The following is a 26,579-nucleotide window of genomic DNA, read 5'->3' as shown; positions in this document are numbered from 1 at the left end:
GGTTGATAGGCCAGATATGGAAGCCTGGTAACGGGTGGAGTTGACTGGTACTAATAGGCCGAGGGCTTGTCCATTGATGCTCGCGTTCACTGTGTTGGTTCTGAAACCACGAACAGCCCCACTGTAAAAGGTGGTGTGGCGTTCACAGTTTCATAGTGTTTCGGTGGTCATAGCGTGAGGGAAACGCCCGGTTACATTCCGAACCCGGAAGCTAAGCCTCACAGCGCCGATGGTACTGCAGGGGGGACCCTGTGGGAGAGTAGGACGCCGCCGAACAAATTTTGGGAAAACCCCCGCATCGAAAGATGCGGGGGTTTTCTGCTTTCCGGGTCCTTTAGGGTCTAGGTATGCGCTATGACCTGATCATCTTCGACAACGACGGTGTCCTGGTGGACAGCGAGCCGATCTCCAACCGGCTGTTGGCCGCCTATCTCACGGAGTTGGGGCACCCGACGTCGTACGAGGACTCCATCCGGGACTACATGGGGTCGGCGATGCACCGGATCCACGAGCTCGTCCTGGAGCGGACCGGGGAGCGGCTGCCCGCTGACTTCGACGATGTCTTCCATGCACGGGTGTTCGCCGCGTTCGAGCGGGAGTTGAAGCCGGTGGCCGGCGTCGGCGACGTGCTGGAGAAGCTGGCCGCGGACGGGGTGCCGTACTGTGTCGCCTCCTCCGGGAGCCACGAGCGGATCCGGGTGGGGCACCGGACGACCGGACTGGACCGGTGGTTCGCGGAAGAGAAGGTCTTCAGCTCGCAGGATGTGGGGCGCGGCAAGCCGGCGCCCGATCTCTTCCTGTACGCGGCCGAGCGGATGGGTGTCGCCCCGGAGCGGTGCGTGGTCGTAGAGGACTCTCCGCTGGGTGTGCAGGCAGCCGTGGCGGCCGGGATGGATGTGTACGGGTTCACCGCGATGACGCCGGCGGCTCGGCTCACGGGGGCCAACCAACTCTTCTCCGCTATGGGGGAGTTGGCTGACCTGCTGGTATGACCTGAGCCATCGGTCGAGGCCTGACATTTGTCATGCAGACGTCCGGACGATCGTTTCTACTGGGGGACCCCGTCCAGCGGCGAAGCTGAGGGCATGACGAAGAACACGGGGACCCAGAGCCAGAGCCAGAGCCAGAGCAAGAAGCAGAACCCGAGCGTGCTGGACAACTTCAGGCCGCTGCTCGTGGACGTGGCGGTGCCGCTCGGCTCGTACTACCTGCTCAAGGACGGCATCGGGATGAGCACCTTCGCGGCGCTCGCCTGGAGCAGCGTGGTGCCGGCGCTGCGGACCGTGTGGGGTCTGGTCAAGGAGCGCAGGACCAACGGACTTGCCGGGCTCATCCTGGTGGTCAACGTGGTCTCGCTGCTGATGAGCTTCGTCTCCGGTGACCCGCGGCTGATGCTCGCCAAGGACAGCGGGGTCAGCAGCACGGTCGGCATCGGGATCCTGGTCTCCGTCTGGCTCGGTAGGCCGATGATGACCGCGGGCATGAAGCCCTTCCTGGTGAAGGGGGACGCGGCCAAGGAGGCCGCCTGGCAGCGGCTGGCCTCCGGGGCGGCGGCCGACTCCGCGGCCTTCCGGCGCAAGGAGCGGGTGTTCTCCGCCGTCTGGGGTGCGGTTCTGCTCGCCGAGTGCATCGTGCGGGTCGTGGGCGCCTACACCGTCTCCGTGGACACCATGGTGTGGCTCGGCACGGTCATCATGATCGGTTCGATCGCGATCGCCATCGTGATCAGCGGCGGCGCGGCCGTCGGGCCGATGGAGAAGATGCTCATCGCCGAGGCCGAGGACAAGGCCGCGTCGGACAAGGCCGCGTCGCTCGCGGTCACCGTCGCCGCCTGATCCTCCGCTCGGCAAAGCTGAAGGAAATTCATCTTTGGCTGGATCTACCCACAGGTAGCCCGGGGCCCTACGCTCGCCGCCATGACTGATGTGCTGCGGCGCGGTAGGGCCTCGCTGGCGTTCAGCTTCTTCGCGCAAGGGGCCACCTTCGCCCTGCTGGTGACGCGGATCCCGGCCATCCAGGACCGGTACGGCATCTCCGACGCGTTGCTGCCTGTGTTCCTGGCCGCCGTACCGATCCTCGCCGGGGTCGGCAGTGTGACGACCGAGCAACTGGTGAAGCGGGTCCGGCCCAGTCGGCTGCTGCGCTGGTCCCAGCCGGTGGTGCTGCTGGCGCTGCTCGGGGTCGGGGCGGGCGGGGTGATGGGCGAGCTGGGTCTGGCCCTGGCCGCGTTCGGGCTGGCCGTGGGCGCGCTGGACGCCTCCATGAACATGCTCGGGGTGAGCCTGCAGCGGACGTACGGGCGCAGCATCATGCTGAGCTTCCACGCCGCCTACAGCCTGGGCGGGATCGTCGGGGCCTCGCTCGCCTGGGTCGGGGCGCACTGGCATCTCGCGCTGTGGGTGTCGTATCTCCCTCTGGTGGCCGTGCTGCTGCCGGCGACGCTGATCGGGAGCCGGTGGTACGTCGACGGGGATCCGGCACCGGTGCAGGAGCAGGCCCGCCAGGGCGGGACTGTCGTCTTCAAGCTGCTGCTCCCGCTGTGCCTGGTGATGACCTTCGCCTACATCGGGGACTCGACGGTCTCCAACTGGAGTGCGAAGTATCTGAAGGACGTGCTGGGGAGTTCGGAGCAGCTGGCGACGGTGCCGTACAACGTCTACATGGTGACCACGCTGGTGGGGCGGGCAATCGGGGACTTCGGGGTGCGGCGGTTCGGGGCGGCCGCGGTCGTGCGGCTCGGGGCGTTCGTGGCGGCCGGTGGGTTCGCGGTGGTGTCCGTGGCGCCCGACGCGGGGGTGGGGATGCTCGGGTTCACCCTGTTGGGGCTGGGGCTGTGTGTGCTGGTGCCGCAGACGTTCGCGGCGGCGGGGCGGCTGTTCCCCGGGGCTTCGGATGCGGCGATCGCCCGGCTCAACATCTTCAACTATGTCGGTTTCCTGATCGGTTCGCCGTTGGTGGGGGCGCTCGGGGATGCCTGGAGCTATCGGGGCGCCATGCTCGTGCCGATGGTGTTGGTGCTGGTGACGTTGGTGTACGCCAGGTCGTTCGCGGCTCAACCGGACCGATACGGTGACGGGCATGAGCGGCCGCGCACAGCTGATGTGGGACGAGGCAGTAACGGGCTATGACTTCGGCCCGGACCATCCGATGGATCCGGTCCGGCTGGAGCTGACCCGGAAGCTGGTGGGTGCCTTCGGGCTCGACCGGGAGGTGGAGGTCGTCGCGGCGAAGCCGGCCGGGGAGTCGACGCTGCAGCTGGTCCACCGCGAGGACTACATCGACGCCGTGAAGGCCGCGTCGGCGGATCCGGGGTCGGCCGACGGGTCGTACGGGCTCGGTACGGTGGACGATCCCGCGTTCGCCGGGATGCACGAGGTGTCGGCGCTGATCGCGGGGCAGTCGGTGGGGGCGGCGGAGGCGGTGTGGCGGGGGGACGCGCTGCATGCCGTCAACTTCGCGGGTGGGCTGCATCATGCGATGCCCGGTGGTGCGTCGGGGTTCTGTATCTACAACGACGCGTCCCTGGCCATCGCGCGGCTGCTGGAGCTGGGGGCCGAGCGGGTCGCGTACGTGGATGTCGATGTGCATCACGGGGACGGGGTGCAGGCGGCGTTCTGGGAGGACCCGCGGGTGCTGACGATTTCGCTGCACGAGCATCCTCGTACGTTGTTCCCGCAGACCGGGTGGCCGGAGGAGACCGGGGCCGGGGCGGGCGAGGGGGCGGCCGTGAACGTGGCGCTGCCGGCGGGGACCGGGGATGCGGGCTGGCTGCGGGCGTTTCATGCGGTGGTGCCGGAGCTGCTCGCGGAGTTCCGGCCGCAGGTGGTGGTGTCGCAGCACGGAGCCGATACGCACTTCGAGGATCCGCTGGCGCATCTTGCCGTGTCGCTCGATGCGCAGCGGGCTGTGCAGGTGGCCTGTCATGAGTTGGCGCACGCGTACGCGGACGGGAAGTGGGTCGCGTTGGGGGGCGGGGGCTACGCGGTGGTGGATGTGGTGCCCCGGTCGTGGACTCATCTGGTGGGGATCGCCGCGGGGCGGCAGGTCGCTCCTGAGACGGTGATTCCCGAGGGGTGGCGGCAGGAGGTGTTCGCCCGGACCCGGCAGCTGGGGCCGCAGCGGATGACGGACGGGCGGTGGCCCGTGGAGTACGCCGACTGGGAGTCCGGCTACGACCCTGCTGATCGGCTCGATCAGGCCGTACTGGCCACTCGGCGGGCTGCGTTTCCGTTGCGGGGCCTGCTGCCCTGAGCCGCTGGTGAGAGTGCCCGGCAACCGCGTTAGGCCAACCGTGCGGTGTTCCCCCGTTCTGCCTCCTTCGCCCTGCTCGATGAGTCACCATCGCACCCGTGTTGACCGCCGATGGCCTCCGTGCGCATCTGGTGGCTGTCCGGCTTGCCGGGGAGGTTGCGACCTCTCGGGAGGACAGTCTCCGTAGCTATCGGCTGTTCGCTGCCCGGGATCCGCGTGTGTTGCTCGGGATCGATCCCGAATGGGCCTGGGAGCAGCGCGATTTGCTCGCCCTGATGGCGGAGAAGTGCGGGGTTTCGGCCGATCCGATGTACAGGTCCGGGCCGGATGTGATCGATCCGGAGCTCACGCTGGCCGCGTTGGATGCCTTCGCGGAGCGGATCCGGAGTGCGGCGCGGCGGGGTGCGCCCGTGCTGCTCGGCACCGGGCATCCGCATCGGCTGCTCGGGTTCTACGGCGGCTTGGCGGACGCGCTGTCGGCGGCAGGGTGTGAGGTGCTCACCCCCGCGCAGGGTCACTGTGTCGACATATTGACCCGGTTCGGTCTACGTACGTACTACCTGGACTACGTACGAGGTGTTGCCTTGGTGCGGGAACCGGAGGGCGAGCGCCCCGGTTGTGAGCCGGGTGCGCACTGTCATTCGCCGCTGCCGGTTCGGGTCGCCCTGGCGGCCGCCGCCGATGCCGGCGGGCCGCTGCCCGAGCTGGTGATCGGTGACCATGGCTGGGTCTGCGGTGCAGGTCAGCTCGGGTTTGAGGCCATTGGTCTGGCGGATACGGATGACCCCGCGCTCTTTGTGGGGGAGGCGGAGGGAGTCGTGTCCGTCGCCGTTCCGGTTGATGACGCTGTGCGGTCTGATTACTACTGGCCGCTTACCCGCTACGTACTCAATCGAGCGTGTCTGTCACAGTAGGCCGCTGATGGGTGCACCTCTTCCCCACTTGCATCACCCGCCCCTAGTCTGGGGAGTGAGCACGCAACGACGAAGAGTCACCGGAAGGGGAAGCCGGTGGCCGTCGAGTGCGGAAGGTTCAGGTGTGTCATGGCTGCAGCTGGCGAGAGGCCTCTGAACGAGGTTCAGTTCCTTACCGTGGCGGAGGTCGCCTCGGTGATGCGAGTGTCGAAGATGACCGTGTACCGGCTGGTGCACAGTGGTCATCTGCCCGCGATCCGGGTGGGGCGGTCCTTCCGCGTCCCGGAGCAAGCGGTACACGAGTACCTTCGCGAGAGTTATGTGGGGGTGGAGACGGCCTGACGACGCTTCCGGGAACCCCGGAGGACCCCTCGATTACGACCTCGGCGCTCGGGCGGGTAGGCTAGCCCCTCGTAGGTCGTGTGGGCCCATGGCGCCCAAACAACCGAGTGATGAGAAGTGAGCGAGGGTAGTCGTGGGCTCTGTTATCAAGAAGCGGCGCAAGCGGATGGCCAAGAAGAAGCACCGCAAGCTGCTCAAGCGCACGCGCGTTCAGCGCCGCAACAAGAAGTAAGCGGCGCCGCGAGAGCGTGTCCCTGTGGCCCCCCGTCCGGAAGGATGGGGGGCCACAGGCATGTCCGCCCGCGCACGTCCGCCGGCGCCTCGGCGTCATCGGTATATGGCGTCATCGGCATATACCGAGTGTGGAATTTCCGTCACCTCGTGCAGCGGGCGGTCATCACAGCGCAACATCGACCCGCTAAGTTGGCCGCACACGGGGAACGCGGGCTGGGATCAGGGTTTTGCACGAGATCGGGAAGGAAGGCGCTGATCTTGGGGAAGGTCGTGCTCGTCACCGGAGTGGCCCGGCAGCTGGGCGGCCGGTTCGTGCGGCGGATCCAACGTGACCCCGAGGTGGATCGGGTGATCGCCGTGGATGCGGTGCCGCCGGCGCACCATCTGGGCGGGGCCGACTTCATCCAGGCCGACATCAGACAGCCCACCATCGCCCGGGTGCTCGCCGAGACGGGCGCCGACACGGTCGTCCACATGGACGTGACCGGCACCGCGCTGGGCGGCGGCAACCGGGCCACGGTCAAGGAGACCAACGTCATCGGCACCATGCAGCTGCTCGGCGCCTGCCAGAAGTCGCCGACCGTGCAGCGGCTGGTGGTGAAGTCCAGTACGAATGTGTACGGGTCCGCGCCGCGTGATCCGGCCGTGTTCACCGAGACGACCCCGCCCAAGTCGCTGCCCAGCGGCGGGTTCGCGAAGGACACGGTGGAGGTCGAGGGGTATGTGCGCGGATTCGCCCGGCGGCGGCCGGACGTCGCCGTGTGCGTACTGCGCTTCGCCAACATCCTCGGGCCGACCGCGGACACCCCGCTCGCCTCGTACTTCGCACTGCCCGTCCTGCCGACCGTGTTCGGCTACGACCCCCGGCTCCAGTTCGCGCACGAGGACGACGTCATCGAGGTGCTGCGGATCGCCTCCCACGACCCGCGCCGGGGCACTTTGAACAGCGGCACGTTCAACATCGCCGGTGACGGCGTGCTGCTGCTCTCGCAGTGCTCGCGGCGGCTCGGGCGGCCCATCGTGCCGTTGCTGCTGCCGGCGGTCACCTGGGCCGGTTCCCTGGTGCGTACGCTGGGCATGACGGACTTCTCGCCGGAGCAGATCCGGCTGCTCACGCACGGCCGGGTGGTGGCCACGGACCAGATGCGCGAGACGCTGGGGTTCCAGCCCAAATACACGACGGCGGAGACGTTCGCGGACTTCGCGCGCAGCCAGGGCCCCGGGCTGCTGCCGCCGGAGGCCCTCACGGGGGCCGTCGACCGGATCGCCGCGCTTGCCGCGAAGGGCAGCGGGCACCTCCCGACGCAGAGCGCCAACTGAGGAGCGCAGCAACGATGGCGGACGCCAAGGTCATTCCGTTCGACGACGACCGGTCCCGCGGGAGCGCCGCCCAGCGGCCGTCGCGGCGCCGGAGCGCGGGCAGCAGGCGCGGCGGGGGTGGCGAGCCGGCCCCGGTCCGGGAGGTCCAGGCCCTGCCCACCAGGGCCGTTCCGCAGGATGATGTCTCTGTGACGGGTGAGGAACAGCCGCCTGCCGGGCCGCAGGCCGACGGCGGGCTGGAACGGCGCATCGCGAGCGGCCTGGCTTTCCTGCGCCGCCGGCTCACCGGTGACTACGAGGTCGACGACTTCGGTTACGACGAGGAACTGACCGACCAGGTCCTGATGTCGCTGCTGCGGCCGGTGTACGAGAAGTACTTCCGGGTCGAGGTGAAGGGCATCGAGAACATCCCGGCCGAGGGCGGGGCGCTGATCGTCGCCAACCACTCCGGGACGCTGCCGCTGGACGGCCTGATGATGCAGGTCGCCGTGCACGACCAGCACCCGGCCGACCGCCATCTGCGCCTCCTCGCGGCCGACCTGGTCTTCGTGCTGCCGGTGGTCAACGAACTCGCCCGCAAGCTGGGGCACACCCTCGCCTGTGCCGAGGACGCCGAACGGCTGCTGGCGCAGGGCGAGCTGGTCGGGGTGATGCCGGAGGGCTTCAAGGGCATCGGGAAGCCGTTCAGCGAGCGCTACAAGCTCCAGCGCTTCGGCCGTGGCGGTTTCGTCTCCACCGCCCTGCGCCAGGGCGCGCCGATCATCCCGTGCTCGATCGTCGGGGCCGAGGAGATCTACCCGATGATCGGCAACTCCAAGACCCTCGCCCGGGTGCTGGGCTTCCCGTACTTCCCGCTGACGCCGACCTTCCCGTGGCTGGGCCCGCTCGGGGCGATCCCGCTGCCCACCAAGTGGACGATCCAGTTCGGCGAGCCGATCCCCACGGACGGATATCCGCCGGAGGCGGCCGAGGATCCGATGCTGATGTTCAACCTGACCGACCAGGTCCGCGAGCAGATCCAGCACACGCTCTACAAGCTGCTGGTGCAACGGCGGTCGGTGTTCTTCTGACCGGTTCGGTCGACCGGTCCGGTGGTACGGCAACGGGGGCGGCCCCTGCTCGGAAAGGGGCGCCCCCGTTGCCTTGTCCGTACGGCGCTAGTTGGCGTCCTCGCCGTCGATGCCCAGGCCGGGCAGCAGGCCCGGGAGGAGCGGCGGGAGGGTGACGTTCGGCTCGCTCGTCGGGGACTTGCTGGTGGACGGGGAGCCGGCGTCGGAGCCGATCTTCGGCGGGTCGAGCAGACCGCCCGTGTTGCCTCCGATCAGGCCCTCCCCGCTGTCTCCGGTGGCCGAACCGCTGGGGCTGCCGGAGCCCGTGTGCTTGCCGGAGGACGGGGTGTTGCCGGAGCTGGGCGCCGAGGAGCGGTGGGTGCCGGAGGAGCCGGTGGATGCCGAGCCGGAGCCCCGTGGGGTGCCGCCGGTCTGGGCGGGCGGCTGCGGGAGCAGCGACTGCAGCGGGGCGACCTCTTGGTCTATGGCGTCGAAAACCGACGACACCTGCTGTTTGACGTCTCCCAGTTGCACCGGCAGCCTGTTGCTCAGCGCGCTCCACGCCTCGCGGTGGGACCGGGAGAAGGTGGAGAGGGCCTGGATGGGGCCCAGGGAGCCGGGGTCGCGCTCATAGGCCTCGTGCAGCAGGCGGTGGCCTTCGGTCACGTCGTGCCGCATGCCGGACAGGGTGCGGCGGATCTCGCCGATGGACTCGTGGTCGAGCTCGCCGCCGCGGCCGCGCTCCATCAGCCGACGGGCCTCGCTCAGCCGGGTGGAGGCCTGGTCGAGGTAGGTCTGGCCGCGCTCGTCGTCCCCGTCGCTCAAGTAGTTGAGCTTGAAGTCCTCGATGCCGCGCTTCAGGCCGTACAGCGAGTCGCCGGGCAGTGCGTCGGAACTCGCGGACGCGACCCCGCCGAAGGCTCCCGCGGCCACGCCGACGCTGAGCCCGCCCGCGGCGAGCCCCTTGGTCAGTCTCGAACGCGGCCGGAGTTTGCCCAGTGGGCTCGCCCGGTGCGCCCCCCTGCCACGGGCACGCTGCCCGGGCACCGGCGCATCCACCGCCCCGGTTCCCTCCAGGAGCATGGCCTCCATCGCGGCCACCAGCTGGGCGCGCTGGACGACCTTGACCTCCGGGTCGAGCTTCGGCCTCGGCAGTGCGCCGAGGCCGACCGTGAGGGCCAACAGTCTGCCCTGCTCGGTCTGTTCCTCGGCGGTCGGCGGCGAACCCGCCGCCGCTGCGGACTGCTCGGCCGCCGTGTCCCGGTCGGACTGCTCCTCCAGGGCCTGGGCGAAGGCGTTCGCCCGCCGGTGCGCCGATACGTTCGCGATCACTGGCGGCACCTCCTCTCGTCATGACGGTCGACTCCCCAGGGGGTCCTGAGGGTTGCACGCCCACGACCAGTTCACACGATCGAGCGATCGGGGTTGGCCAGGGCGCGACCACAGGGAGCCTGTATCCCGCACAACGAGCGGCTCGGCACTTGGGTTACGGACGGCGGATGATCGGGTCAGAAAGGCAACGAGCGTTTACGGACCGTGAGTTGGCTGTCGCCCACGGTGGCGGGGTTCAGCGGGCGTCGTCCGGCAGGAGCCGGGCGAGCGTGCGCACGGCCCGGTACTGGAGGGTCTTGATGGCGCCCTCGTTCTTGCCCATCACGCGGGCGGTCTCGGCGACCGAGAGGCCCTGGAGGAAGCGGAGCGTCACACACTCCTGCTGCTGGGGGTTGAGCCGGCGCACGGCGTCGAGCAGTGCGGCGTTGGAGAGGGACTCCAGGACGGAGTCCTCCGGGGAGCGCTCGACCTCATTGGCGTCGAGCATCTCACCGGTGGTGACCTCCAGGCGGAATCGGCTGGACTTGAAGTGGTCGGCGACGAGGTTCCGGGCGATCGTCACCAGCCAGGCGCCGAAGTCGCGGCCCTGCCAGGTGAAGGTGCCGATCCTCCTGAGCGCCCGCAGAAAGGTCTCGCTCGTGAGGTCCTCGGCGGTCGCCTTGCCGCCGACCCGATAGTAGATGTACCGGTACACCGTGTCGCTGTACTGGTCGTAGAGCCGGCCGAAGGCCTCGGCCTCCCCGGACTGGGCGCGCTCGACAAGATCCATCATCCGGGCGCTGTCGCTGTCGGCGGCCGGCCGGCGGGCGGTGGCCGCGCCGGTGGCGCGGCTGCGTCTGCCGACCGCCGCGCTGCCCTCGGCCAGTGCGTAGCACGGGCCGAGGGGTGCGGCGGTGGCGAAGGCGGGGACGGCGTACGCGGTGGGGACGAGGCCGCGCAGCGTCTCTTTGACCGTTGCGCGCAGCGTAGCCAGGCCCGAGGCGTCAACCCCGACGTGTGGGTACACGGGACTCCCAGAGGCAGAGCTTCCAGCACGTGCAGTGCGGAACTGTTCACCCGTCGTAGCGACGGAGAGGTACCGGTTTGCGTCTGAGGAGAATAACGCTTCGTGCAGGCCCTGCTACACCGAGTTGCTCAAATCATCGATTGCGTCGCATCTGTATCCGATTGACGCCCTATCAAGTGCCGCAGAGTGATCGGTTGTTGATCGAAAAAGGGTGGGTTTCGGCGAAGTGGGGGGCGTGTTGGGGGGAGGGCGGCATAATCCGGCGGCAGACGACACGTTTCGGCATCGGTGGGCACATGACAGATGGGCCCGTGCCGCTCCGGAGCGGCACGGGCCCATCTGTCATGAGGGACGACGGTTACCGACGACGTCGGCTCAGTGCGATCGCCGCCGCGGTGCCGCCGGCGACCGCGCCCACGCCCGCCGCCGCCGGGATGCCGACCTTCGCGGCCTTGCGGCCGGTGCGGTAGTCGCGTAGACGCCAGTCCTTTTCCCGGGCGTGTTTGCGCAGTTTGGCGTCGGGGTTGATCGCGTAGGGGTGCCCGACCAGGCAGAGCATGGGGATGTCGTTGTGGCTGTCGCTGTAGGCGGCGCAGCGGGAGAGGTCCAGGCCCTCGGCGGCGGCCAGGGCGCGTACCGCCTCCGCCTTGGCCGGGCCGTGCAGGGGTTCGCCCACCAGCTTGCCCGTGTAGACGCCGTCGACCGACTCGGCCACCGTGCCGAGCGCGCCGGTCAGGCCGAGGCGGCGGGCGATCACCTGGGCGATCTCGACCGGTGCCGCCGTGACCAGCCACACCTTCTGGCCCGCGTCCAGGTGGGCCTGGGCGAGGGCCCGGGTGCCCGGCCAGATGCGGTCGGCCATGTACTCGTCGTAGATCTCCTCGCCGATCGTCGACAGTTCGGCGACGCGGTGGCCCTTGACGATGGAGAGGGCCGATTCGCGCACGTCCTGCATGTGATCGGGGTCCTCGACGCCGGCCAGCCGGAACCACGCCTGCTGCCAGGCGAATTTGGCCAGGTCGCGCGTCTCGAAGAATTTCCGCTTGTACAGGCCCCGTCCGAAGTGGAACAGCGCGGCACCCTGCATCACGGTGTTGTCGAGGTCGAAGAAGGCGGCGGCGCGGTCGTCGCCGATGACCGGGAAGTCCGGTTCCTGCTCTGCGACCTGCGTAGCTTCCTGCGAGGACTTGCGGGCTGCCTCCGCCGAGGCCTCGCCTGCCAACACGCTCCGCGCCGTGGCGGAGCGCCTACGGGGAGTGAGCCATCCGAGAGCGGCCATGACGTGAGCATAGCCAGTTTGTTCGGAGGTTCCGGAGTCCGGAGGTTTGAAGGGTGTGAACTCTCCGCGACCGGGTCGTTAAAGAAGCGCGAGAATGGCCGACATGAGTCCCCTCTTCCGGCGTAAGGCCGCTCCCGAGGAGCGGTTGGTCACGCTCATCCGCAAGCCCGGCTGCCATCTGTGCGACGACGCGCAGACCGTGATCGAGAAGGTCTGCGGCGAACTCGGCGTTCCCTGGGAACAGAAGGACATCACCCAGGACAAGGAACTGTACGACCGGTACTGGGAGCAGATCCCCGTGGTCCTCGTCGACGGCCGTCAGCACACCTTCTGGCGGGTGGACGAGGGCCGCCTCCGCAAGGAACTGACCGAGTAGTACAACGACGGGCCGGACGTCCCTTAGGATCGACGGCGGTTTGGTCTCGGGGGCGGGATTCACGAGGAGTGTGGCGGTTTTGCCCCCAGGAAGGGCCCGGAAGGACCCACGAGCGACGTGCGTGACCCCGGTCACGTTGGCCGGGCAAATCGGACACCATCTTTGTGCACGCGTTCACAAAGACATAGCCTGCTGTCGACGGGGCGGTCTGGGGACGTATGACCGCCTGCAGCCCCGCTCTACCCGCAGGAGCACCGTGGCAACTGGCCGAACACACCGACCGGCGACCCGTAGCCGAGGGATTCCCGAGGCCACCGTCGCCAGGCTTCCGCTGTACCTCCGTGCCCTGACCGCACTGTCGGAGCGCTCGGTACCCACGGTCTCCTCCGAGGAGCTGGCCGCGGCGGCGGGGGTCAACTCCGCCAAGCTGCGCAAGGACTTCTCGTACCTGGGCTCCTACGGAACGCGCGGTGTCGGCTACGACGTGGAGTATCTCGTCTACCAGATCTCCCGTGAACTCGGCCTGACCCAGGACTGGCCGGTTGTGATCGTCGGTATCGGTAACCTCGGCGCCGCCCTGGCCAACTACGGCGGGTTCGCCTCCCGTGGTTTCCGGGTGGCCGCGCTGATCGACGCCGACCCGGCGATGGCCGGAAAGCCGGTCGCGGGCATCCCCGTCCAGCACACCGACGACCTCGAGAAGATCATCAAGGACAACGGGGTCTCCATCGGCGTCATCGCCACCCCCGCCGGTGCCGCCCAGCAGGTCTGCGACCGGCTCGTGGCCGCCGGTGTGACCTCCATCCTGAACTTCGCGCCGACCGTGCTGACCGTCCCGGACGGCGTCGACGTGCGCAAGGTCGACCTCTCCATCGAGCTGCAGATCCTCGCCTTCCACGAGCAGCGCAAGGCCGGCGAGGAGACCGCGGCGGCCGGCGACCCGCTGCCCGCGGCCGCCGCCCGCGAGGACTCCGCCGACCAGGGGCCCGACGGGGACGTACCCGCCGTGATGCCGGCATGAGTCTCCTCGTCGTCGGACTGAGCCACCGCAGCGCCCCGGTCAGCGTGCTGGAGCGGGCCGCGCTGACCGCGGACGCCCAGATCAAGCTGCTCCAGGACACGGTCGCCGCCGAGCCGGCCACCGAGGCCGCGGTGCTCGCCACCTGCAACCGCATCGAGCTGTACGCCGACGTGGACAAGTTCCACGCCGGTGTCGCCGAGCTGTCCACGCTGCTCGCCCAGCACAGCGGCGTCGGCCTGGAAGAGCTGACTCCCTACCTCTACGTGCACTACGAGGACCGGGCCGTCCACCACCTGTTCTCGGTGGCCTGCGGTCTGGACTCGATGGTCGTCGGCGAGGGGCAGATCCTCGGCCAGATCAAGGACTCCCTCGCCCGCGCCCAGGAGCTGCACACCGCCGGCAAGCTGCTGAACGACCTGTTCCAGCAGGCCCTGCGCGTCGGCAAGCGGGCCCACTCCGAGACCGGCATCGACCGGGCCGGACAGTCCCTGGTCACCTTCGGCCTGGAGCAGCTGGCCGCGGGCGGGGACGTCCAGGAATGGGCCGCGGGCCGCAGGGCGCTGGTCATCGGCGCCGGATCGATGTCGTCCCTGGCCGCCGCGACGCTCGCGCGTACCGGAGTGGCCGAGATCGTCGTCGCCAACCGCACCTTCGACCGTGCCGAGCGCCTCGCGCAGATCCTGACGGAGGGCGACGAGACGGCGGTGGCCGCCCGCGCGGTACGGATGGATGCCGTGCCGGACGAGCTGACACGTGCCGACGTCGTCGTCTCCTGCACCGGGGCGACGGGGCTGGTGCTGACGGCGGAGGCGGTCGCACACGCGACCGAGGGCCGCACCGTGGAGCAGTCCGTCGCGGGCGTCGCCGAAAGCGGTCGTACGGCCGTACAGGACGCGCCGAAGACGCAACTGCCGCCCGCCGGCGCCGCCGCCGAGGAGAACTGCCCGCTGGACCTGGCCTCCGTACAGGGTGCGACCGGTTTCTCCGTGCTCGGCGAGGCCGCCGTGGCCGGTATGGACGCGGCCACCCTGGAGCAGCACGCGGCCTGGGTCGACAACGGCACCGTGGACCGCCGTGGTGGGGGTGGCTCCCACGCCGTCCAGGCAGGGGGGGACGCCCGGCGCAGCCCCGAGGCCGACGCCGAGCTGATCACGGCGCTCGCCGCGACCGCCGCCACGGTCGGCCGCATCCCCGAGCGCCGCAAGCCCGAGCCGGTCGCCGTGATCCCGCGTCCGGCCCCGGCCCTGTTCCTCCTCGACCTGGCCATGCCCCGCGACATCGACGCGGCTGCGCACCGGCTGGCCGGGGTGCGGCTGGTGGACATCGAGTCCCTGGCCGAGGCCTCGGCGGACGCTCCGATGGCGGCCGATGTGGACCAGGTCCGGCGTATCGTCTCCGACGAGGTCGCGGCCTTCGGCGCGGCACAGCGGGCGGCGCACATCACGCCGACCGTGGTCGCGCTGCGCACCATGGCCGCCGACGTCGTCGCGGGTGAGATCGCGCGGCTCGACGGCCGCCTGCCCGACCTGGACGAACGCCAGCGGGGCGAGATCCGGCAGGCCGTGCACCGAGTCGTCGACAAGCTGCTGCACGCGCCGACCGTAAGGGTCAAGCAGCTCGCGGCCGAGCCCGGCGGCGCCGGGTACGCGGACGCGCTGCGCACCCTGTTCGACCTCGATCCCGAGACGGTGGCTGCCGTCTTCCGGGCCGAGGACAGCACAGACAAGAAGGACCGACCGGCATGACTGAGAAGGCTTTGAGACTGGGGACGAGGCGGAGCAAGCTCGCCATGGCCCAGTCCGGGCAGGTGGCGGACGCCGTGAGCCGGGTGACCGGCCGGCCCGTCGAGCTGGTCGAGATCACCACGTACGGCGATGTCTCCCGCGAGGCGCTCGCGCAGATCGGCGGCACCGGTGTGTTCGTCACGGCGCTGCGCGACGCGCTGGTCAAGGGCGAGGTGGACTTCGCGGTTCATTCGCTCAAGGACCTCCCGACCACGCAGCCCGAGGAACTGGTGCTGGCCGCCGTACCGGTGCGCGAGGACCCGCGGGACGTGATCGTCGCCCGGGACGCGCTGAAGTTCACCGACCTGGCGGCGTCCTCCCCGAAGGTGGCTGCCCGCATAGGCACCGGTTCGCCGCGCCGCATGGCGCAGCTGAACGCGTACGCGCGCATCCACGGTCTGGACATTGAGACGGTCCCGATCCGCGGCAACGTCGACACGCGGATCGGATACGTCCGCGACGGCGCCCTGGACGCCGTCGTGCTGGCCGCCGCCGGACTGAACCGGATCGGCCGGATCGACGAGGTCACCGAGTTCCTGTCGGTCGACACGGTTTTGCCCGCCCCCGGCCAGGGGGCCCTGGCGATCGAGTGTGCCGCGGACAACGCGGACCTCATCGCGGCACTCGGCGCACTCGACGACCCGTTCACGCGGGTCGCCGTCACCGCCGAACGGTCACTGCTCGCCGCCCTGGAGGCCGGTTGCAGCGCCCCTGTGGGCGCGCTGGCCGACCTTCTGGCCGCCGGGCAGATTGTCAAGGAAATGCGCCTGCGGGGCGTCGTCGGCACGACCGACGGCACCCGCATGGTGCAGCTGTCCACCACCGGTCCCGTGCCCCACACGCATGACCAGGCGATGGCACTCGGTCGCGAACTCGCCACCGAGATGCTCGCCCAGGGCGCGGCCGGTCTGATGGGGGAGCGAGCACATTGAGCCCCACCACCCTTCCCGCCGGTCCGGAACACGGGCACGTCACCTTCCTCGGTGCCGGACCCGGGGATCCGGGACTGCTGACTCTGCGCGCCGTGGAGGCGCTGTCGAACGCGGACGTCCTGATCGCCGAGCACGAGGTGCTCGACATGATCCGGACGCACGCGCGGCAGGGCGTCTCCGTCGTGCCCACGGATGCGGTCTCCTCCTCGGATCCGCTTCCGGGCACAGGCACGCCCCAGCTGACAGTCGTTGACGGCGCGTCAACAACCGCCGCTGTCCCGGCTGCTGCCCGGGATGCCGCTCATCTTGTCATGGAGGCTGCCCGGAGCGGCAGGCGGGTCGTCCGTGCGGTGTCCGGGGACCCGGGACTTGATACGTACGCCGCCGAGGAAATGCTCGCCTGCGTCGCCGCCGGTGTGCCCTTCGAGGTGGTACCGGGTGTGGCGGCCGCGGTCGGCGTACCCGCCTATGCGGGTGTGCCGCTGCGGGACGCGCAGGGCGCGGACGTCCGGTTCGTGGACGCCCGAACCGCCTCCGACCGCTGCTGGACGGAGGTGGGTGCCTCCGACGGCACGGTGGTCGTGTCGACGACACTGGACTCCGTCGCGGCTGCCGCGGGCGAGCTGGTCTCCGCCGGACGCAAGCCGGACACCCCGCTGACGGTCACCGTCGCCGGTACGACGACCCGTCAGCGGACCTGGACGGCGACCCTCGGCACGATCGCGCAGACGCTGAAGCAGGCGAAGGTGCTGCCCTCGCCCGATGGCGGCCGGCCGGTGATAGCCGTGGTCGGCGAGCGTTCCGCCGCCGCCCAGCGCGACCAGCTGTCGTGGTTCGAGTCCAAGCCGCTGTTCGGCTGGAAGGTGCTCGTGCCGCGTACGAAGGAGCAGGCGGCCTCGCTCTCCGACCAGCTGCGGTCCTACGGTGCCGTGCCGCACGAGGTTCCGACGATCGCCGTCGAGCCGCCGCGCACGCCCCAGCAGATGGAACGTGCCGTCAAGGGCCTGGTGACGGGCCGGTACGAGTGGATCGCCTTCACGTCCGTCAACGCGGTGAAGGCCGTTCGCGAGAAGTTCGAGGAGTACGGGCTCGACGCACGTGCCTTCGCGGGCATCAAGGTGGCCGCGGTGGGCGAGCAGACGGCCAAGGCGCTGGTCGCCTTCGGCGTGAAGCCGGATCTGGTGCCCTCGGGTGAGCAGTCGGCCGCGGGTCTGCTGGAGGACTGGCCGCCGTACGACCCCGTCTTCGACCCGATCGACCGGGTGTTCCTGCCCCGCGCCGACATCGCGACCGAGACGCTGGTCGCCGGACTCATCGAGCTGGGCTGGGAGGTCGACGACGTCACGGCCTACCGCACCGTGCGGGCCTCGCCGCCGCCGGCGGAGACGCGTGAGGCGATCAAGGGGGGCGGCTTCGACGCGGTGCTGTTCACGTCGTCTTCGACTGTCCGGAACCTGGTGGGTATCGCGGGCAAGCCGCACAACGTCACGGTGATCGCGTGCATCGGCCCGGCCACGGCCAAGACGGCCGAGGAGCACGGTCTGCGGGTGGATGTGATGGCTCCCGAGCCGTCCGTGCACAAGCTGGCCGAGGCGTTGGCCGACTTCGGTCTGAAGCGGCGGGCTTCCGCGCTGGAGGCCGGGGATCCGGTGACTCGGCCCAGTGAGCGTCGGCCGGGGGCCCGTAGACGCCGTTCGACCACCTGAGGTGCCAGGGGGCTGTGCCCCCTGGACCCCGTTTCCCACCCGTCCACTCGAAGCCGTCGGCCGAGAAGTGGGCGGGTGGATTGCTCGGCCGGCCCGGATGCGGCGGCCATGCCGGTGTTCCGTCCGCGTGGAACGAGGGGGAGGCGTGCGGCCTTTCCGGCCCGACAGGGCGTCGGCAAAGGCGGGGGGCGTGCGGGCGTAGCGTAGACGTCATGACGAAGTACGGATCGTTTCCCGGTGCGCGTCCCCGGCGGCTGCGGACCTCGCCCGTCATGCGGCGGATGGTCGCCGAGACGCGGCTGCATCCCGCCGACTTCATCCTTCCGGCGTTCGTCCGGGAGGGCGTCAGCGAGCCGGTGCCGGTCGCGGCCATGCCCGGGGTCGTGCAGCACACGCGGGACAGCCTGAAGAAGGCCGCGGCGGAGGCCGTCGAGGCCGGGATCTCCGGGATCATGCTGTTCGGCGTGCCGGAGGACGGCAAGAAGGACGCGCTGGGCACGCCCGGGACCGATCCGGACGGGATTCTCCAGGTCGCTCTGCGCGATGTGCGGGCCGAGGTCGGGGACGACCTGCTCGTCATGTCCGATCTCTGTCTCGACGAGACGACCGATCACGGGCACTGCGGGGTGCTCGACGCCCAGGGACGGGTCGACAACGACGCCACCCTGGAGCGGTACGCCGAGATGGCCCAGGTGCAGGCCGACGCCGGCGCCCATGTGGTCGGGCCGAGCGGGATGATGGACGGCCAGATCGGCGTCATCCGCGATGCGCTCGACCAGATCGGCCGCGAGGACGTCGCCATCCTCGCCTACACCGTCAAGTACTCCTCCGCCTTCTACGGTCCCTTCCGGGAGGCCGTCGCCTCCTCGCTCGAGGGCGACCGGAAGACCTACCAGCAGGACCCGGCCAACTGGCGCGAGTCGCTGCGGGAGCTGGAGCTGGACCTGGCCGAGGGCGCCGACATGGTGATGGTCAAGCCGGCCGGACCCTACCTCGACATCCTGGCCCGGGTCGCCGACAGCGTGGACGTGCCCGTCGCCGCCTACCAGATCTCCGGCGAGTACTCGATGATCGAGGCCGCCGCTGAGAAGGGCTGGATCGACCGCGACCGGGCCATCCTCGAGACGCTGACCGGTATCAAGCGGGCCGGGGCGCGGAACGTCCTCACCTACTGGGCGACCGAAGTGGCGCAGAAGCTGCGCTGACGGACACGGTTGGAGATCGTTTCGGTACCGGAAGAGCGGCGGGCCGGATTCAGTGCGCATTCGGTTCGGCAACGGAGCGAACACGGTTCCGAGAACGTTCGGCGGCCGGTGCGGGAACAGATCGTGATCATGGGCGGATCTGTCCTGAAATCGATGTTTGGGGCGGGCCGCCCTGCGTAGGACGTGCTCCTGCCGAACCCCTAATCTCTGCGCCTGGCCTGATCCGTTCCGGAGGGTCCGAACGTCGATCCCTGGGGGGATGTCATGAGCTGGTTCATCGAGGCTCTGAAGAAGTACGCGGTATTCAGCGGGCGGGCGCGCCGCAAGGAGTACTGGCTGTTCATGCTGTTCACGTGGCTCATCTACATCGTGCTGGTGGCCATCGGCGCGGCTGCCCACGTGCCCTACCTCGTGGGCATCGCCGTGGTGTTCCTGCTGCCGGCCCTGGCCGTGACGGTGCGCCGACTGCACGACACGGGCCGCTCCGGCTGGTGGATCCTCATCGGGATCGTCCCGCTCATCGGCTCGATCATGCTGCTGGTCTTCTACTGCTCGGACAGCGAGGCCGGCGCGAACAAGTACGGCCCGAACCCGAAGGAGACCCCGGCGTTCGCGTAATGCCGCGCCGCTGCATCCGCTGTGCCGAGGCCGCCCGGCCGTTGGTCCGGGCGGCCTCGGCGCTTTTCACCAGCCGGCGATGTCGTCCTGGTTCTGCTGCCAGTAGGTGACCTTCAGCGCGCTGTCGTAGTACACGCCCTTGGCCGGCAGCGACGGGGTCGCGGACGCGCCGCCGCTGCTGTTGGGGGTCTTGCCCTGGAAGCCGATGGTCAGCTTGTGGCCCGTCGTGCCGCCCTGGCCGCTTCCGTCGGCGGAGGAGAGCAGGACGGCCGCGTAGCCGGACTCGCCGGGCGCGAGGGTCGTCACGGCCTGCGGGTGGGTCTCCTCGTCGGCCTGCGGCACCCACTGCATCTCGTCGAAGCGCAGGACGGGGTAGTAGGTCAGGTCGCAGTACTTCGAGCCGGTGTTCTTGACCGTGATGAGCATGTGGTTGAGCGGCCGGGACACCGGCTGTGCGGTCACCCGGGTGTTGGAGCCGTTGCACAGGACACGGTTCTTCGGGGCCGAGGGGTCCGAGGAGCCGCCCGACGAGGAGCCCGAGCCCGAGGAACCCGAGTTGCCCGAGGAACCCGAGGTTCCCGAGCCCGAGGACGTCGAGGAGCCCTTGGTGGAGGCGGACGAGCCCGAAGCGGAGCCCGAACCCGCCGTCGCGCCGGCGGTGGGCGTCGCGGAGCCCTTGCCGTCCGTGGTCGTGGCCGCCGTCGAGGAGGACTGCGCCGCACCGCCGTCCTTGGTCCCCGAGCCGTCGTTGCACGCCGTGAGGGCGAGGGCGGCGAGAGCGGTGCCGGTGGCGGCGAGCAGACGGAATCGGCGGGTACGCATGGCAAGTCCTCTTTCGGGCTGAGCCGGTTGTCGTGCTTGGATGACCAACAGCCTGTGGGGGGATGCGTCCCGGCCGCCACCGACCGCTGACGATCAGGGACGCTGGAACGGTTCCACTGGCTCTGACCTGGTGAAACGCCCCTTCCCTGGAACGCGGGAACGGGACGCGGGGGGACGGAGAAACGGTGTCTGACAGCACTTTCGGCAGCGGTTTCGCGGAGTTGCTGCGGCAGCTCAAGGACCGCTCGGGGCACAGCTACGGCACGCTCGCCAAGCGGCTCCACATGAGTACGTCGACCTTGCACAGGTACTGCAACGGGGACGCCGTACCGGCGGACTACGCGCCCGTGGAACGCCTGGCGCGGCTCTGCAAGGCCACCCCGGAGGAACTGGTCGAGCTGCACCGGCGGTGGGTGCTGGCGGACGCGATGCGGGGGCGGAAGGGGGAGCGGTCCGCGCCCGAGTCCGAGTCCGCGCCCGAGTCCGAGTCTGAGTCCGCGCCCCAGTCCGAGCCCGAGCCCGAGCCCGAGGCAGAGTCCGAGGCGGTCCCGCCGTCGGCTCCTGCGCCCGTGCCGGACGAAGAGCACCCCGCGAGCCTCGCGAGCCCGCGCCGACGTACCCGCACCGCTCTCGTCGCCGGGATCGTCGTCGTCGCCGTTCTCGGTGGCGCGGCCCTCGCGCTGCAGTTGCCCTCGGACGGCTCGGACGAGGGGGACGGCAGTCCTGTCGCGGCGTCGACGCCGGGTCACGCGGCGGCGGACGGGCACACCCCGACGGCCCCGCCCACCCGCGCCGAGCCGTCCGACTCCGCTTCCGTCTCGACGCCGTCCTCCGCCTCCCCCTCCGCGTCGGCCGAGGGCCGGCCGCGGACCGACGGCAAGGACAAGGCCCAGGCCGGCGGCAGCGCCTCCGACGCCGCTCCGCTGACGGTGGCGACCAGCGCGTACACCTGGGACAGCCCCTGCGAGGGGCGTTACTTGATCGACCGGCCTCCGACGCAGGTGGCCCCACCGCCGACCGAGGGCCAGGCGACCGCCTGGGTGGCCGCGCACGGTGCCGTCTCCTCGGGGGAGCAGGAGGTCACGCTCACCGTGCAGGGCACCGGCACGGAGACCGTGGTGGTGGATCGCCTGACGGTCCATACGGCCGGCAAGCGCACGCCGCTCGCGTGGAACGACTACGTCATGGCCTACCCGGGTGTCGGCTGCGGCGGCAGCGTACCGACCCGTTCCTTCACCACCGCCCTCGACGCCGCACGCCCCGCCGTCGTCCCCGAGGCGGGGCACCGGGACTTCCCGTTCAAGGTGAGCGAGTCGGACCCGGAGGTCTTCCACATCAGGGGCGAGGCCTCCGCGTACGACGTGAGCTGGTACCTGGAGCTGACCTGGACCAGCGGCTCACGCCGCGGCACGCTCCGCGTGGACGACCACGGCAGGCCGTTCCGCACGAGCGGAAACAGCGGGCGGCCCGCCTACGAGTTCCCGCTGGGCGGCTCGGGGTGGGTCAAGGAGGGCACCACCAAGTTCTGAGAGGGCGGCCGAGGAGTACGCCCGCGCCGGCGATCCACTGCCCCACAGGACATGGTGCCGCCCCCGCTCATCCGCCGGGGCCCTGCGGATAGGTCTGGACGATGTACGTCCAGCGTGCCGCGCCCGCCACCAGGAAGAGCAGTGAGGGCGCCAGCCACCAGCGGCTCAGGGCCCGGCTCCGTACGGGCAGCAGGGCGAGCAGGAACGTGACGACGGCGAGCGCGATCAGCAGCGCCGAGGCGACCTCGATACCGGTCAGCGTCGATTCGTCCCAGGCCCCTTGCGGCTGGATCACGAGTGCCCCGTACGCGACGTAGGCGTTGAGCAGGTTCGCGAGGACGAGGATGACTCCCCAGGGTCCCCGCAGCAGGCCGGTCACTTCAGGGCGCTCCTAGCGTCGTCCAGATTCGAGTCGAAACCATGGCCGTAGGCCTGGGCCGAGTCATCCTGCCAGTAGGGGCCGCCGTTGTAGCGTGCGGCGAGTTCCTGGCGCTGCGCCCGCGTCATCTCGTCGGCAGGCACGTCGGCGAAGCCGCTCTCCTCCTTGAGCATGGCCAGATAGTCGGAGGCGATGAAGATGTTCTGCCCGGGATCCTGCAGCGAGGCCTCGATGGTGTCCCGCTGCCCCTCGGTGAGGTTCGCCGGATCGTAGCCGAGGACCTCGGCGGCCCTTCTCACCTGGATGGCGATGGGGCCGAAGGACGTCTCGTCCGGCGTGCCACCGAGCCGCGAGGGGAGGTTCTCCGGGGTGTCGGACAACCAGCCGTCCCTGGCGAGTTCACGGATGGTGTCGACACCGTCGTCCATCCAGCCCCACTGTCCGCCGACCTCCTGCCAAGCGATGCCCGCGACCATGTCGGGGGGCAGGCCGGATCGTTTCGCCGCGGCGGTGATGATCTCCTTGTTGGCCGCGATCCACTCGCGCCGCTCCTCGGCGTTCCTCGGCACGGCCCAGTAGGCATCGGTGGCCTCGGGCAGGCCGTTGACGCGCATCCTGATGTCCCTGAGGGACGGCGACACCTCGTCCTTGCCCACGGCCTTGGTGAATTCGGCCTTGGGGCCGCTGCCGGCGAGCTGGGTGAGGGGGTCCCTGGCGGCTTCGGCGGCCTCGGTGCGCAGTGCGGGAATGGAGTCGATCAGGCTCTTCGCGTCCACGAAGTCGCCGCCGCGGAAGTCGGGGAGGGCCTTGTACGCCTTGTCCAGAGCCGCCGTGCACGTGTCCCGGGCCTCTCCTTCCACCGTCTTGGCGCGGTGGTAGGCCGCACTGGCCTGATCGTGCGCGCGGTTCGCGTCGTCCTTGATGTCGTCGATGTCGACCGTGAGCTCCGCGGCCCAGTCCAGGAAGCCCGTCGTGCCCCGCAGGTCCTCCCACTGGTGCATCGGCCCGGCTTCCTGCGCCTTGCGCGTCTCGGCGTCCGCGACCTGGGATATGAGGCCGGCCAACGTCTGTTCCGCCGCCTTGCCGTCCGAGTAGTGCGACTTGGCGGTCTCGAGCGCTGACGCGTAATGCAGAAGCGCGCTCTGAGCCTTGTCGTACCCGTCGGCGAGGTGCTTGATCAGATCACGTGCCTCTCGCAGACGGTGGTCGTACGGCTTCCGGTTCTCGCTCACCCATTGTGTGTTGGTCGCGGCCCGCTGCGCGCCGGGCTCGACGTCGAGCAGCAGATCACGCAGTCTCCTGAACTCCAGAGCATTGCGTTCCACGAGAGCAGGGTTGCAGTCGTCGAGGAACCTGACGTCCTGTCGGTAGGTGTAGGCCATGGGGGCTCATCTGTCTTCCGGGGCCACGTACTGCCCCAGCTCGAGCACGGCGTTCATCATGCCGCCGGCCACCTCACCGTCGTATCCGACGAACGTGCCGTTCGCTTCTCTGAGCCGTGTGGACAACGCGGCGAGCAGCGACGTCACGTCCTGGTACTGGTCGTCCGCGAAGCGGGCGAACCGGTCGACCTTCGCCGCTACGTCCGGGTGTGAGCGCGGGGCGCGTGCCGTCGTGCAGAGGTCACCGTCCGGCCGTCCCTCGTAGAGAAGTCCCGCCAGCTCGATCAGGAAGTTCGAGTTCCTGTTGAGCGAGTCGTGGTCGACGTGGAGCCTGTCGCCCTTACCCCCCGGGCCGGACTGTCCGCCCCCGCCCCCGCCCCCGCCGCCGTCGGCGGGATACTGATTGAGCTGCATCTTCGCCGAATGCCGCTCCGCCGCCCGGGCTTTCAGCTGCTCCCACTCGTCCCATGCCATACATCCCCCTTCACCCGGAATCCGCGTGGACCGTTCCGCACCGCGGATTCCATGATCGATCCCGACTGTAGTGACAGCCCGGCCCATCCCGCCAATGAGCGCACGTCGGCGGGCCGTCCGGCGGGCTCGCCGCGATGCCCGGGCCGCAGACTCCCGCTCCTGCACCGAGAGCGGCGGCCGGTGCGGACGTCCGGATCGCGGAATTGCCCGTGTAGTCAGCATGCAACTCCCTAGGCTGCGCACGGAGACGACCTTCCGGAGCCGATGGCGGTCGAGTCGTCGCGGGGCACCGGGCGGCCGCTCTCTCCGAGCCGCACACGCGGCAACACCATGACAGCCACACCCCGTGCCTTGGGTGTCCCGATCTTGCGAATGACCCGGATCGACCCACGAAGAAAGGTATGGCCGACCATGACCGTCACCGAGCCCGCTCCACCCACCGCCCCGCTTCCGCCGCTCGCGGCCCGTGCCCGCAAGGTGGGCGGTTCGCCCGTGCGGGACATCCTGGCGGTCACCGCACGGCCCGAGGTGATCAACTTCGCGGGTGGTCTCCCGGCTCCCGAACTGTTCGACCGGGACGGCATAGCGGCCGCGTTCCGGGACGTGCTGGCCGAGGCCCCGGCACAGGCGCTCCAGTACTCGACCACGGAGGGCGAACCGGTCCTGCGCTCCGGGCTGGCGGACCGCATCACGGCCCAGGGGCTGCCCACCGGCCGCGACGACCTGCTCGTCACGACCGGCTCCCAGCAGGCCCTGTCCCTGCTGGCGACGGCCCTGATCGAGCCCGGTGACACGGTCCTGGTCGAGAACCCCTGCTATCTGGCTGCCCTTCAGGTCTTCGGGCTGGCGGGGGCACGCGTGGTGCCCGTGCCGGGAGACGATGCGGGGGTGGACCCCTCCGCGCTGGAGGAACTGGTCCTGCGCGAACGCCCCAAGCTGCTCTATCTCGTCCCCACGTTCCAGAACCCCACCGGCCGTACGATGCCCACGCCGCGCCGCGAGGCAGTCGCCGCCGTGGCCGCCCGCCGGGGGCTGTGGATCATCGAGGACGACCCCTACGGCGAACTCCGCTACGACGGCGCCCGCGCACCCTGGATCGCCGCCTGCCCCGGCGCCGAGGACCGAGTCGTCCTGCTCGGCTCCTTCTCCAAGGTCATGGCACCCGGTCTGCGGCTGGGCTGGCTCCGCGCCCCGGCGGAACTGCGACGGGCGTGCGCGGTGGCCAAACAAGCGGTGGACCTGCACACGCCGACCCTCAACCAACTCGCCGCGGCCCGGTATCTGGACGCCCTCGACGCCCATGTGGCCGGCGTCCGGGCCGTCTACGGCGAACGCCGGGACGCCATGCTGGCCGGCCTCCCCGAGGCCCTCCCGGAGGGCTCCACCTGGAGCCGGCCCGAGGGCGGCATGTTCCTGTGGGTCCGGCTCCCGGAGTCGTACGACTCCACTGCCCTGCTGCCGCGCGTGGTGGAACAGGACGTGGCCTACGTCCCCGGCGCTCCCTTCTACGCCGCCGACGCCGACCCCTCCACCCTCCGGCTCTGCTTCGTGACGCAGACGCCGGAGGAGATCGGGGAGGGGCTGCGGCGGCTGGGCAAGGGACTCGGCCGCGACTGACCGCCGATGGCGGTCAGTCCCACCAGAAGGACCAGGCCGGGTCGCCGATCAGTTCCTTGGCGTAGGCGCGCAGGGTGTCCGGGCCGTTCTGCGTGATGTTGTCCGGGCAGAACGCGAAGTGCTCCGCCGCCACCGCCTCGGCCTCGGCCAGGGTGGCCGGCGGAGCCGCGACGGACACGGTCAGCGTGTCGAAGGTGAGCGCCACCACCCTTATGCCGAAGCGGTCCTCCCAGGAACGCAGCACCGCGCCGAGGCGGGCGGTGTCGCTCTCGTAGTTCAGCGGACCCGTCCAGCCCATCGCTGCCGGGATGTCCGCCGACCTGCGCGCCGGGACCAGGGCCAGATGCGGGTCCTTGAGCCAGGGACGGGTGCCGTCCGTCAGCGAGTCCGCGAGCTGGGCGGCACGGGTGTCCGGGTCGGCGGTGGGGGAGGCGGCGGGCGCGAGCCCCGGCCACTCGAGGCCGAACGGCTCGATCTCCACGGCCAGTTCCTCCTCCGCGTTCTCCTCCCAGTACTCGGCGAGGAGTTCCTCGGCGTCGTGATCGCCGGCGTACGACATCTCGTCCGGCATCAACTCCCAGTTCCCCACCCCGTCCTGGGGTCCGCCCAGGTCCACGAGCACGGGAAGTAGCCCGGCTCGTGCGGCCGGCATGCCCAGGGCCTTCCATGTGCCGGGCGCGGCCGCCTTCTCGGCGTGCCACAGCAGGGGCTCGTGCCAGGGGCCTTCGTCGGTCGCGTCGATCAGCCTGCCGGGCGGGAGCTGGAGCCCGAGGGACCGGCCGCTGGGGTCCGTGGTCAGCTTGGGCAGCGGATTGGGAAGAGTCGCCATGACGCCGACTGTAGGGGTCGGCACTGACAACTCCGTCGGCCGGCCGGTGGCGAACTCGGTGAAGGTCTTCCAAGCGGCCGGGGCGACCTGGAGGGTGGGGCCGTGGGAGTCGTTCTGCTTCGAGTCGCGGATGCGGACGGCTTGGGGGGAGACGGCCATTTCGAGGCGGGCGGGGTCT

General features: G+C 70.1%; 26 protein-coding genes and 1 rRNA gene. 19 read left to right on the top strand and 8 right to left on the bottom strand.

What is annotated here, in order from left to right; translation table 11 throughout:
* Positions 1–159: 159 nt before the first annotated feature.
* The 10 genes from rrf (at position 160) to ACIRU3_RS03080 (ending at position 8,131) form a co-directional block, all read left to right on the top strand.
* Positions 160–276: ribosomal RNA gene (rrf, locus tag ACIRU3_RS03125) — 5S ribosomal RNA — on the top strand.
* A 71-nt stretch (positions 277–347) separates the two neighbouring features.
* Entirely contained in the window at positions 348–992 is a 645-nt protein-coding gene (locus ACIRU3_RS03120) for an HAD family hydrolase (protein ID WP_404050481.1), read from the top strand.
* A gap of 93 nt (positions 993–1,085) precedes the next feature.
* Positions 1,086–1,835 carry a VC0807 family protein gene (locus ACIRU3_RS03115; protein WP_404050479.1) on the top strand — a complete coding sequence of 250 codons (750 nt, stop codon included), beginning with the start codon at positions 1,086–1,088 and terminating at the stop codon, positions 1,833–1,835.
* Between the two features lie 81 nt (positions 1,836–1,916).
* Positions 1,917–3,128 (top strand): MFS transporter, encoded by a 1,212-nt coding sequence (locus ACIRU3_RS03110; RefSeq protein WP_404050476.1) that lies wholly within the window; start codon positions 1,917–1,919, stop codon positions 3,126–3,128.
* Positions 3,079–4,251 carry an acetoin utilization protein AcuC gene (locus tag ACIRU3_RS03105; protein WP_404050474.1) on the top strand — a complete coding sequence of 391 codons (1,173 nt, stop codon included), beginning with the start codon at positions 3,079–3,081 and terminating at the stop codon, positions 4,249–4,251. Before ACIRU3_RS03110 ends, ACIRU3_RS03105 begins: the two co-directional genes overlap by 50 nt.
* A gap of 98 nt (positions 4,252–4,349) precedes the next feature.
* Complete coding sequence (locus ACIRU3_RS03100) at positions 4,350–5,165, top strand: phosphatase (protein ID WP_404050471.1); 816 nt, start codon at positions 4,350–4,352, stop codon at positions 5,163–5,165.
* A gap of 129 nt (positions 5,166–5,294) precedes the next feature.
* Positions 5,295–5,507, top strand: coding sequence for a helix-turn-helix domain-containing protein (locus tag ACIRU3_RS03095; protein ID WP_004984898.1), 213 nt, complete (start codon positions 5,295–5,297; stop codon positions 5,505–5,507).
* Positions 5,508–5,640: 133 nt separating this feature from the next.
* Complete coding sequence (locus tag ACIRU3_RS03090; RefSeq protein WP_003948845.1) at positions 5,641–5,739, top strand: 30S ribosomal protein bS22; 99 nt, start codon at positions 5,641–5,643, stop codon at positions 5,737–5,739.
* A 260-nt stretch (positions 5,740–5,999) separates the two neighbouring features.
* A complete protein-coding gene (locus ACIRU3_RS03085; RefSeq protein WP_404050468.1) occupies positions 6,000–7,061 on the top strand; it encodes an NAD-dependent epimerase/dehydratase family protein in 1,062 nt (353 codons plus the stop codon).
* Positions 7,062–7,075: 14 nt separating this feature from the next.
* Positions 7,076–8,131: a lysophospholipid acyltransferase family protein gene (locus ACIRU3_RS03080; RefSeq protein ID WP_404050466.1), complete on the top strand. Its 1,056-nt coding sequence runs from the start codon at positions 7,076–7,078 to the stop codon at positions 8,129–8,131.
* Between the two features lie 87 nt (positions 8,132–8,218).
* On the opposite strand, the gene ACIRU3_RS03075 is transcribed toward ACIRU3_RS03080, so the two are convergent.
* The 3 genes from ACIRU3_RS03075 to ACIRU3_RS03065 form a co-directional block, all read right to left on the bottom strand.
* Positions 8,219–9,442: a DUF5667 domain-containing protein gene (locus tag ACIRU3_RS03075; protein WP_404050464.1), complete on the bottom strand. Its 1,224-nt coding sequence runs from the start codon at positions 9,440–9,442 to the stop codon at positions 8,219–8,221.
* A gap of 235 nt (positions 9,443–9,677) precedes the next feature.
* The gene (locus tag ACIRU3_RS03070; RefSeq protein WP_404050461.1) at positions 9,678–10,448 is read right to left on the bottom strand and encodes an ECF subfamily RNA polymerase sigma factor, BldN family; all 771 of its coding nucleotides are present in this window, start codon (positions 10,446–10,448) and stop codon (positions 9,678–9,680) included.
* A 358-nt stretch (positions 10,449–10,806) separates the two neighbouring features.
* On the bottom strand, positions 10,807–11,727 hold the full coding sequence (locus ACIRU3_RS03065; RefSeq protein WP_404050459.1) for an HAD family hydrolase: 921 nt from the start codon (positions 11,725–11,727) through the stop codon (positions 10,807–10,809).
* A gap of 94 nt (positions 11,728–11,821) precedes the next feature.
* Between ACIRU3_RS03065 and ACIRU3_RS03060 the strand changes: the two genes are divergently transcribed.
* The 7 genes from ACIRU3_RS03060 to ACIRU3_RS03030 all read left to right on the top strand — a co-directional run bounded on the left by ACIRU3_RS03060 (position 11,822) and on the right by ACIRU3_RS03030 (position 19,369).
* Positions 11,822–12,103, top strand: coding sequence for a glutaredoxin family protein (locus tag ACIRU3_RS03060; RefSeq protein ID WP_404050456.1), 282 nt, complete (start codon positions 11,822–11,824; stop codon positions 12,101–12,103).
* A gap of 256 nt (positions 12,104–12,359) precedes the next feature.
* Positions 12,360–13,124, top strand: a complete 765-nt coding sequence (locus ACIRU3_RS03055; protein ID WP_404050453.1) for a redox-sensing transcriptional repressor Rex — start codon at positions 12,360–12,362, stop codon at positions 13,122–13,124.
* Positions 13,121–14,869 (top strand): glutamyl-tRNA reductase, encoded by a 1,749-nt coding sequence (locus ACIRU3_RS03050; protein ID WP_404050451.1) that lies wholly within the window; start codon positions 13,121–13,123, stop codon positions 14,867–14,869. Before ACIRU3_RS03055 ends, ACIRU3_RS03050 begins: the two co-directional genes overlap by 4 nt.
* Positions 14,866–15,840, top strand: a complete 975-nt coding sequence (gene hemC / locus ACIRU3_RS03045) for a hydroxymethylbilane synthase (RefSeq protein ID WP_404050449.1) — start codon at positions 14,866–14,868, stop codon at positions 15,838–15,840. The genes ACIRU3_RS03050 and hemC overlap by 4 nt, the downstream gene beginning before the upstream one ends.
* Entirely contained in the window at positions 15,837–17,546 is a 1,710-nt protein-coding gene (locus ACIRU3_RS03040; RefSeq protein WP_404050446.1) for a uroporphyrinogen-III synthase, read from the top strand. The genes hemC and ACIRU3_RS03040 overlap by 4 nt, the downstream gene beginning before the upstream one ends.
* Positions 17,547–17,758: 212 nt before the next feature.
* Positions 17,759–18,751, top strand: coding sequence for a porphobilinogen synthase (gene hemB, locus ACIRU3_RS03035; RefSeq protein ID WP_404050444.1), 993 nt, complete (start codon positions 17,759–17,761; stop codon positions 18,749–18,751).
* A gap of 264 nt (positions 18,752–19,015) precedes the next feature.
* A complete protein-coding gene (locus ACIRU3_RS03030; RefSeq protein ID WP_404050441.1) occupies positions 19,016–19,369 on the top strand; it encodes a DUF805 domain-containing protein in 354 nt (117 codons plus the stop codon).
* Between the two features lie 66 nt (positions 19,370–19,435).
* Here ACIRU3_RS03030 and ACIRU3_RS03025 read toward each other — a convergent pair whose 3' ends face one another.
* Positions 19,436–20,191, bottom strand: coding sequence for a DUF4232 domain-containing protein (locus ACIRU3_RS03025; RefSeq protein WP_404050439.1), 756 nt, complete (start codon positions 20,189–20,191; stop codon positions 19,436–19,438).
* Between the two features lie 185 nt (positions 20,192–20,376).
* On the opposite strand from ACIRU3_RS03025, the gene ACIRU3_RS03020 reads away from it, so the two are divergent.
* On the top strand, positions 20,377–21,720 hold the full coding sequence (locus ACIRU3_RS03020; RefSeq protein WP_404050437.1) for a helix-turn-helix domain-containing protein: 1,344 nt from the start codon (positions 20,377–20,379) through the stop codon (positions 21,718–21,720).
* Positions 21,721–21,787: 67 nt separating this feature from the next.
* Here the strand turns inward: ACIRU3_RS03020 and ACIRU3_RS03015 are convergent, their stop codons facing one another.
* From ACIRU3_RS03015 to ACIRU3_RS03005, 3 genes are read right to left on the bottom strand one after another with little or no spacing between them, the layout of a single operon-like run.
* Positions 21,788–22,099: a hypothetical protein gene (locus tag ACIRU3_RS03015; protein ID WP_404050434.1), complete on the bottom strand. Its 312-nt coding sequence runs from the start codon at positions 22,097–22,099 to the stop codon at positions 21,788–21,790.
* Positions 22,096–23,481 carry a hypothetical protein gene (locus ACIRU3_RS03010; protein ID WP_404050431.1) on the bottom strand — a complete coding sequence of 462 codons (1,386 nt, stop codon included), beginning with the start codon at positions 23,479–23,481 and terminating at the stop codon, positions 22,096–22,098. Before ACIRU3_RS03010 ends, ACIRU3_RS03015 begins: the two co-directional genes overlap by 4 nt.
* A 6-nt stretch (positions 23,482–23,487) precedes the next feature.
* Positions 23,488–23,955 carry a hypothetical protein gene (locus ACIRU3_RS03005; protein ID WP_404050428.1) on the bottom strand — a complete coding sequence of 156 codons (468 nt, stop codon included), beginning with the start codon at positions 23,953–23,955 and terminating at the stop codon, positions 23,488–23,490.
* 411 nt (positions 23,956–24,366) lie between these two features.
* Between ACIRU3_RS03005 and ACIRU3_RS03000 the strand changes: the two genes are divergently transcribed.
* The gene (locus tag ACIRU3_RS03000; RefSeq protein WP_404050425.1) at positions 24,367–25,572 is read left to right on the top strand and encodes a PLP-dependent aminotransferase family protein; all 1,206 of its coding nucleotides are present in this window, start codon (positions 24,367–24,369) and stop codon (positions 25,570–25,572) included.
* A gap of 13 nt (positions 25,573–25,585) precedes the next feature.
* Here ACIRU3_RS03000 and ACIRU3_RS02995 read toward each other — a convergent pair whose 3' ends face one another.
* Positions 25,586–26,560: a DUF4253 domain-containing protein gene (locus ACIRU3_RS02995; protein WP_404050423.1), complete on the bottom strand. Its 975-nt coding sequence runs from the start codon at positions 26,558–26,560 to the stop codon at positions 25,586–25,588.
* Between the last annotated feature and the right edge of the window lie 19 nt (positions 26,561–26,579).

Source organism: Streptomyces sp. NPDC101151 (assembly GCF_044768335.1).
In the GTDB taxonomy this organism is placed as follows: Bacteria; Actinomycetota; Actinomycetes; order Streptomycetales; family Streptomycetaceae; genus Streptomyces.
The sequence above is the reverse complement of the archived record's forward strand: the minus strand, read 5'-3'. Positions and strand labels throughout refer to the sequence as shown.

Excerpts from the sequence above, each read along its gene's own strand:
- ACIRU3_RS03060 (WP_404050456.1), top strand. The coding sequence starts at position 11,822 with ATGGCCGACATGAGTCCCCTCTTCCGGCGTAAGGCCGCTCCCGAGGAG.
- hemC (WP_404050449.1), top strand. The coding sequence starts at position 14,866 with ATGACTGAGAAGGCTTTGAGACTGGGGACGAGGCGGAGCAAGCTCGCC.
- ACIRU3_RS03115 (WP_404050479.1), top strand. The coding sequence starts at position 1,086 with ATGACGAAGAACACGGGGACCCAGAGCCAGAGCCAGAGCCAGAGCAAG.
- ACIRU3_RS03050 (WP_404050451.1), top strand. The coding sequence starts at position 13,121 with ATGAGTCTCCTCGTCGTCGGACTGAGCCACCGCAGCGCCCCGGTCAGC.
- ACIRU3_RS03025 (WP_404050439.1), bottom strand. The coding sequence starts at position 20,191 with ATGCGTACCCGCCGATTCCGTCTGCTCGCCGCCACCGGCACCGCTCTC.
- hemB (WP_404050444.1), top strand. The coding sequence starts at position 17,759 with ATGACGAAGTACGGATCGTTTCCCGGTGCGCGTCCCCGGCGGCTGCGG.
- ACIRU3_RS03095 (WP_004984898.1), top strand. The coding sequence starts at position 5,295 with ATGGCTGCAGCTGGCGAGAGGCCTCTGAACGAGGTTCAGTTCCTTACC.
- ACIRU3_RS03110 (WP_404050476.1), top strand. The coding sequence starts at position 1,917 with ATGACTGATGTGCTGCGGCGCGGTAGGGCCTCGCTGGCGTTCAGCTTC.
- ACIRU3_RS03105 (WP_404050474.1), top strand. The coding sequence starts at position 3,079 with ATGAGCGGCCGCGCACAGCTGATGTGGGACGAGGCAGTAACGGGCTAT.
- ACIRU3_RS03010 (WP_404050431.1), bottom strand. The coding sequence starts at position 23,481 with ATGGCCTACACCTACCGACAGGACGTCAGGTTCCTCGACGACTGCAAC.
- ACIRU3_RS03080 (WP_404050466.1), top strand. The coding sequence starts at position 7,076 with ATGGCGGACGCCAAGGTCATTCCGTTCGACGACGACCGGTCCCGCGGG.
- ACIRU3_RS03065 (WP_404050459.1), bottom strand. The coding sequence starts at position 11,727 with ATGGCCGCTCTCGGATGGCTCACTCCCCGTAGGCGCTCCGCCACGGCG.
- ACIRU3_RS02995 (WP_404050423.1), bottom strand. The coding sequence starts at position 26,560 with ATGGCCGTCTCCCCCCAAGCCGTCCGCATCCGCGACTCGAAGCAGAAC.
- ACIRU3_RS03005 (WP_404050428.1), bottom strand. The coding sequence starts at position 23,955 with ATGGCATGGGACGAGTGGGAGCAGCTGAAAGCCCGGGCGGCGGAGCGG.
- ACIRU3_RS03030 (WP_404050441.1), top strand. The coding sequence starts at position 19,016 with ATGAGCTGGTTCATCGAGGCTCTGAAGAAGTACGCGGTATTCAGCGGG.
- ACIRU3_RS03120 (WP_404050481.1), top strand. The coding sequence starts at position 348 with ATGCGCTATGACCTGATCATCTTCGACAACGACGGTGTCCTGGTGGAC.
- ACIRU3_RS03000 (WP_404050425.1), top strand. The coding sequence starts at position 24,367 with ATGACCGTCACCGAGCCCGCTCCACCCACCGCCCCGCTTCCGCCGCTC.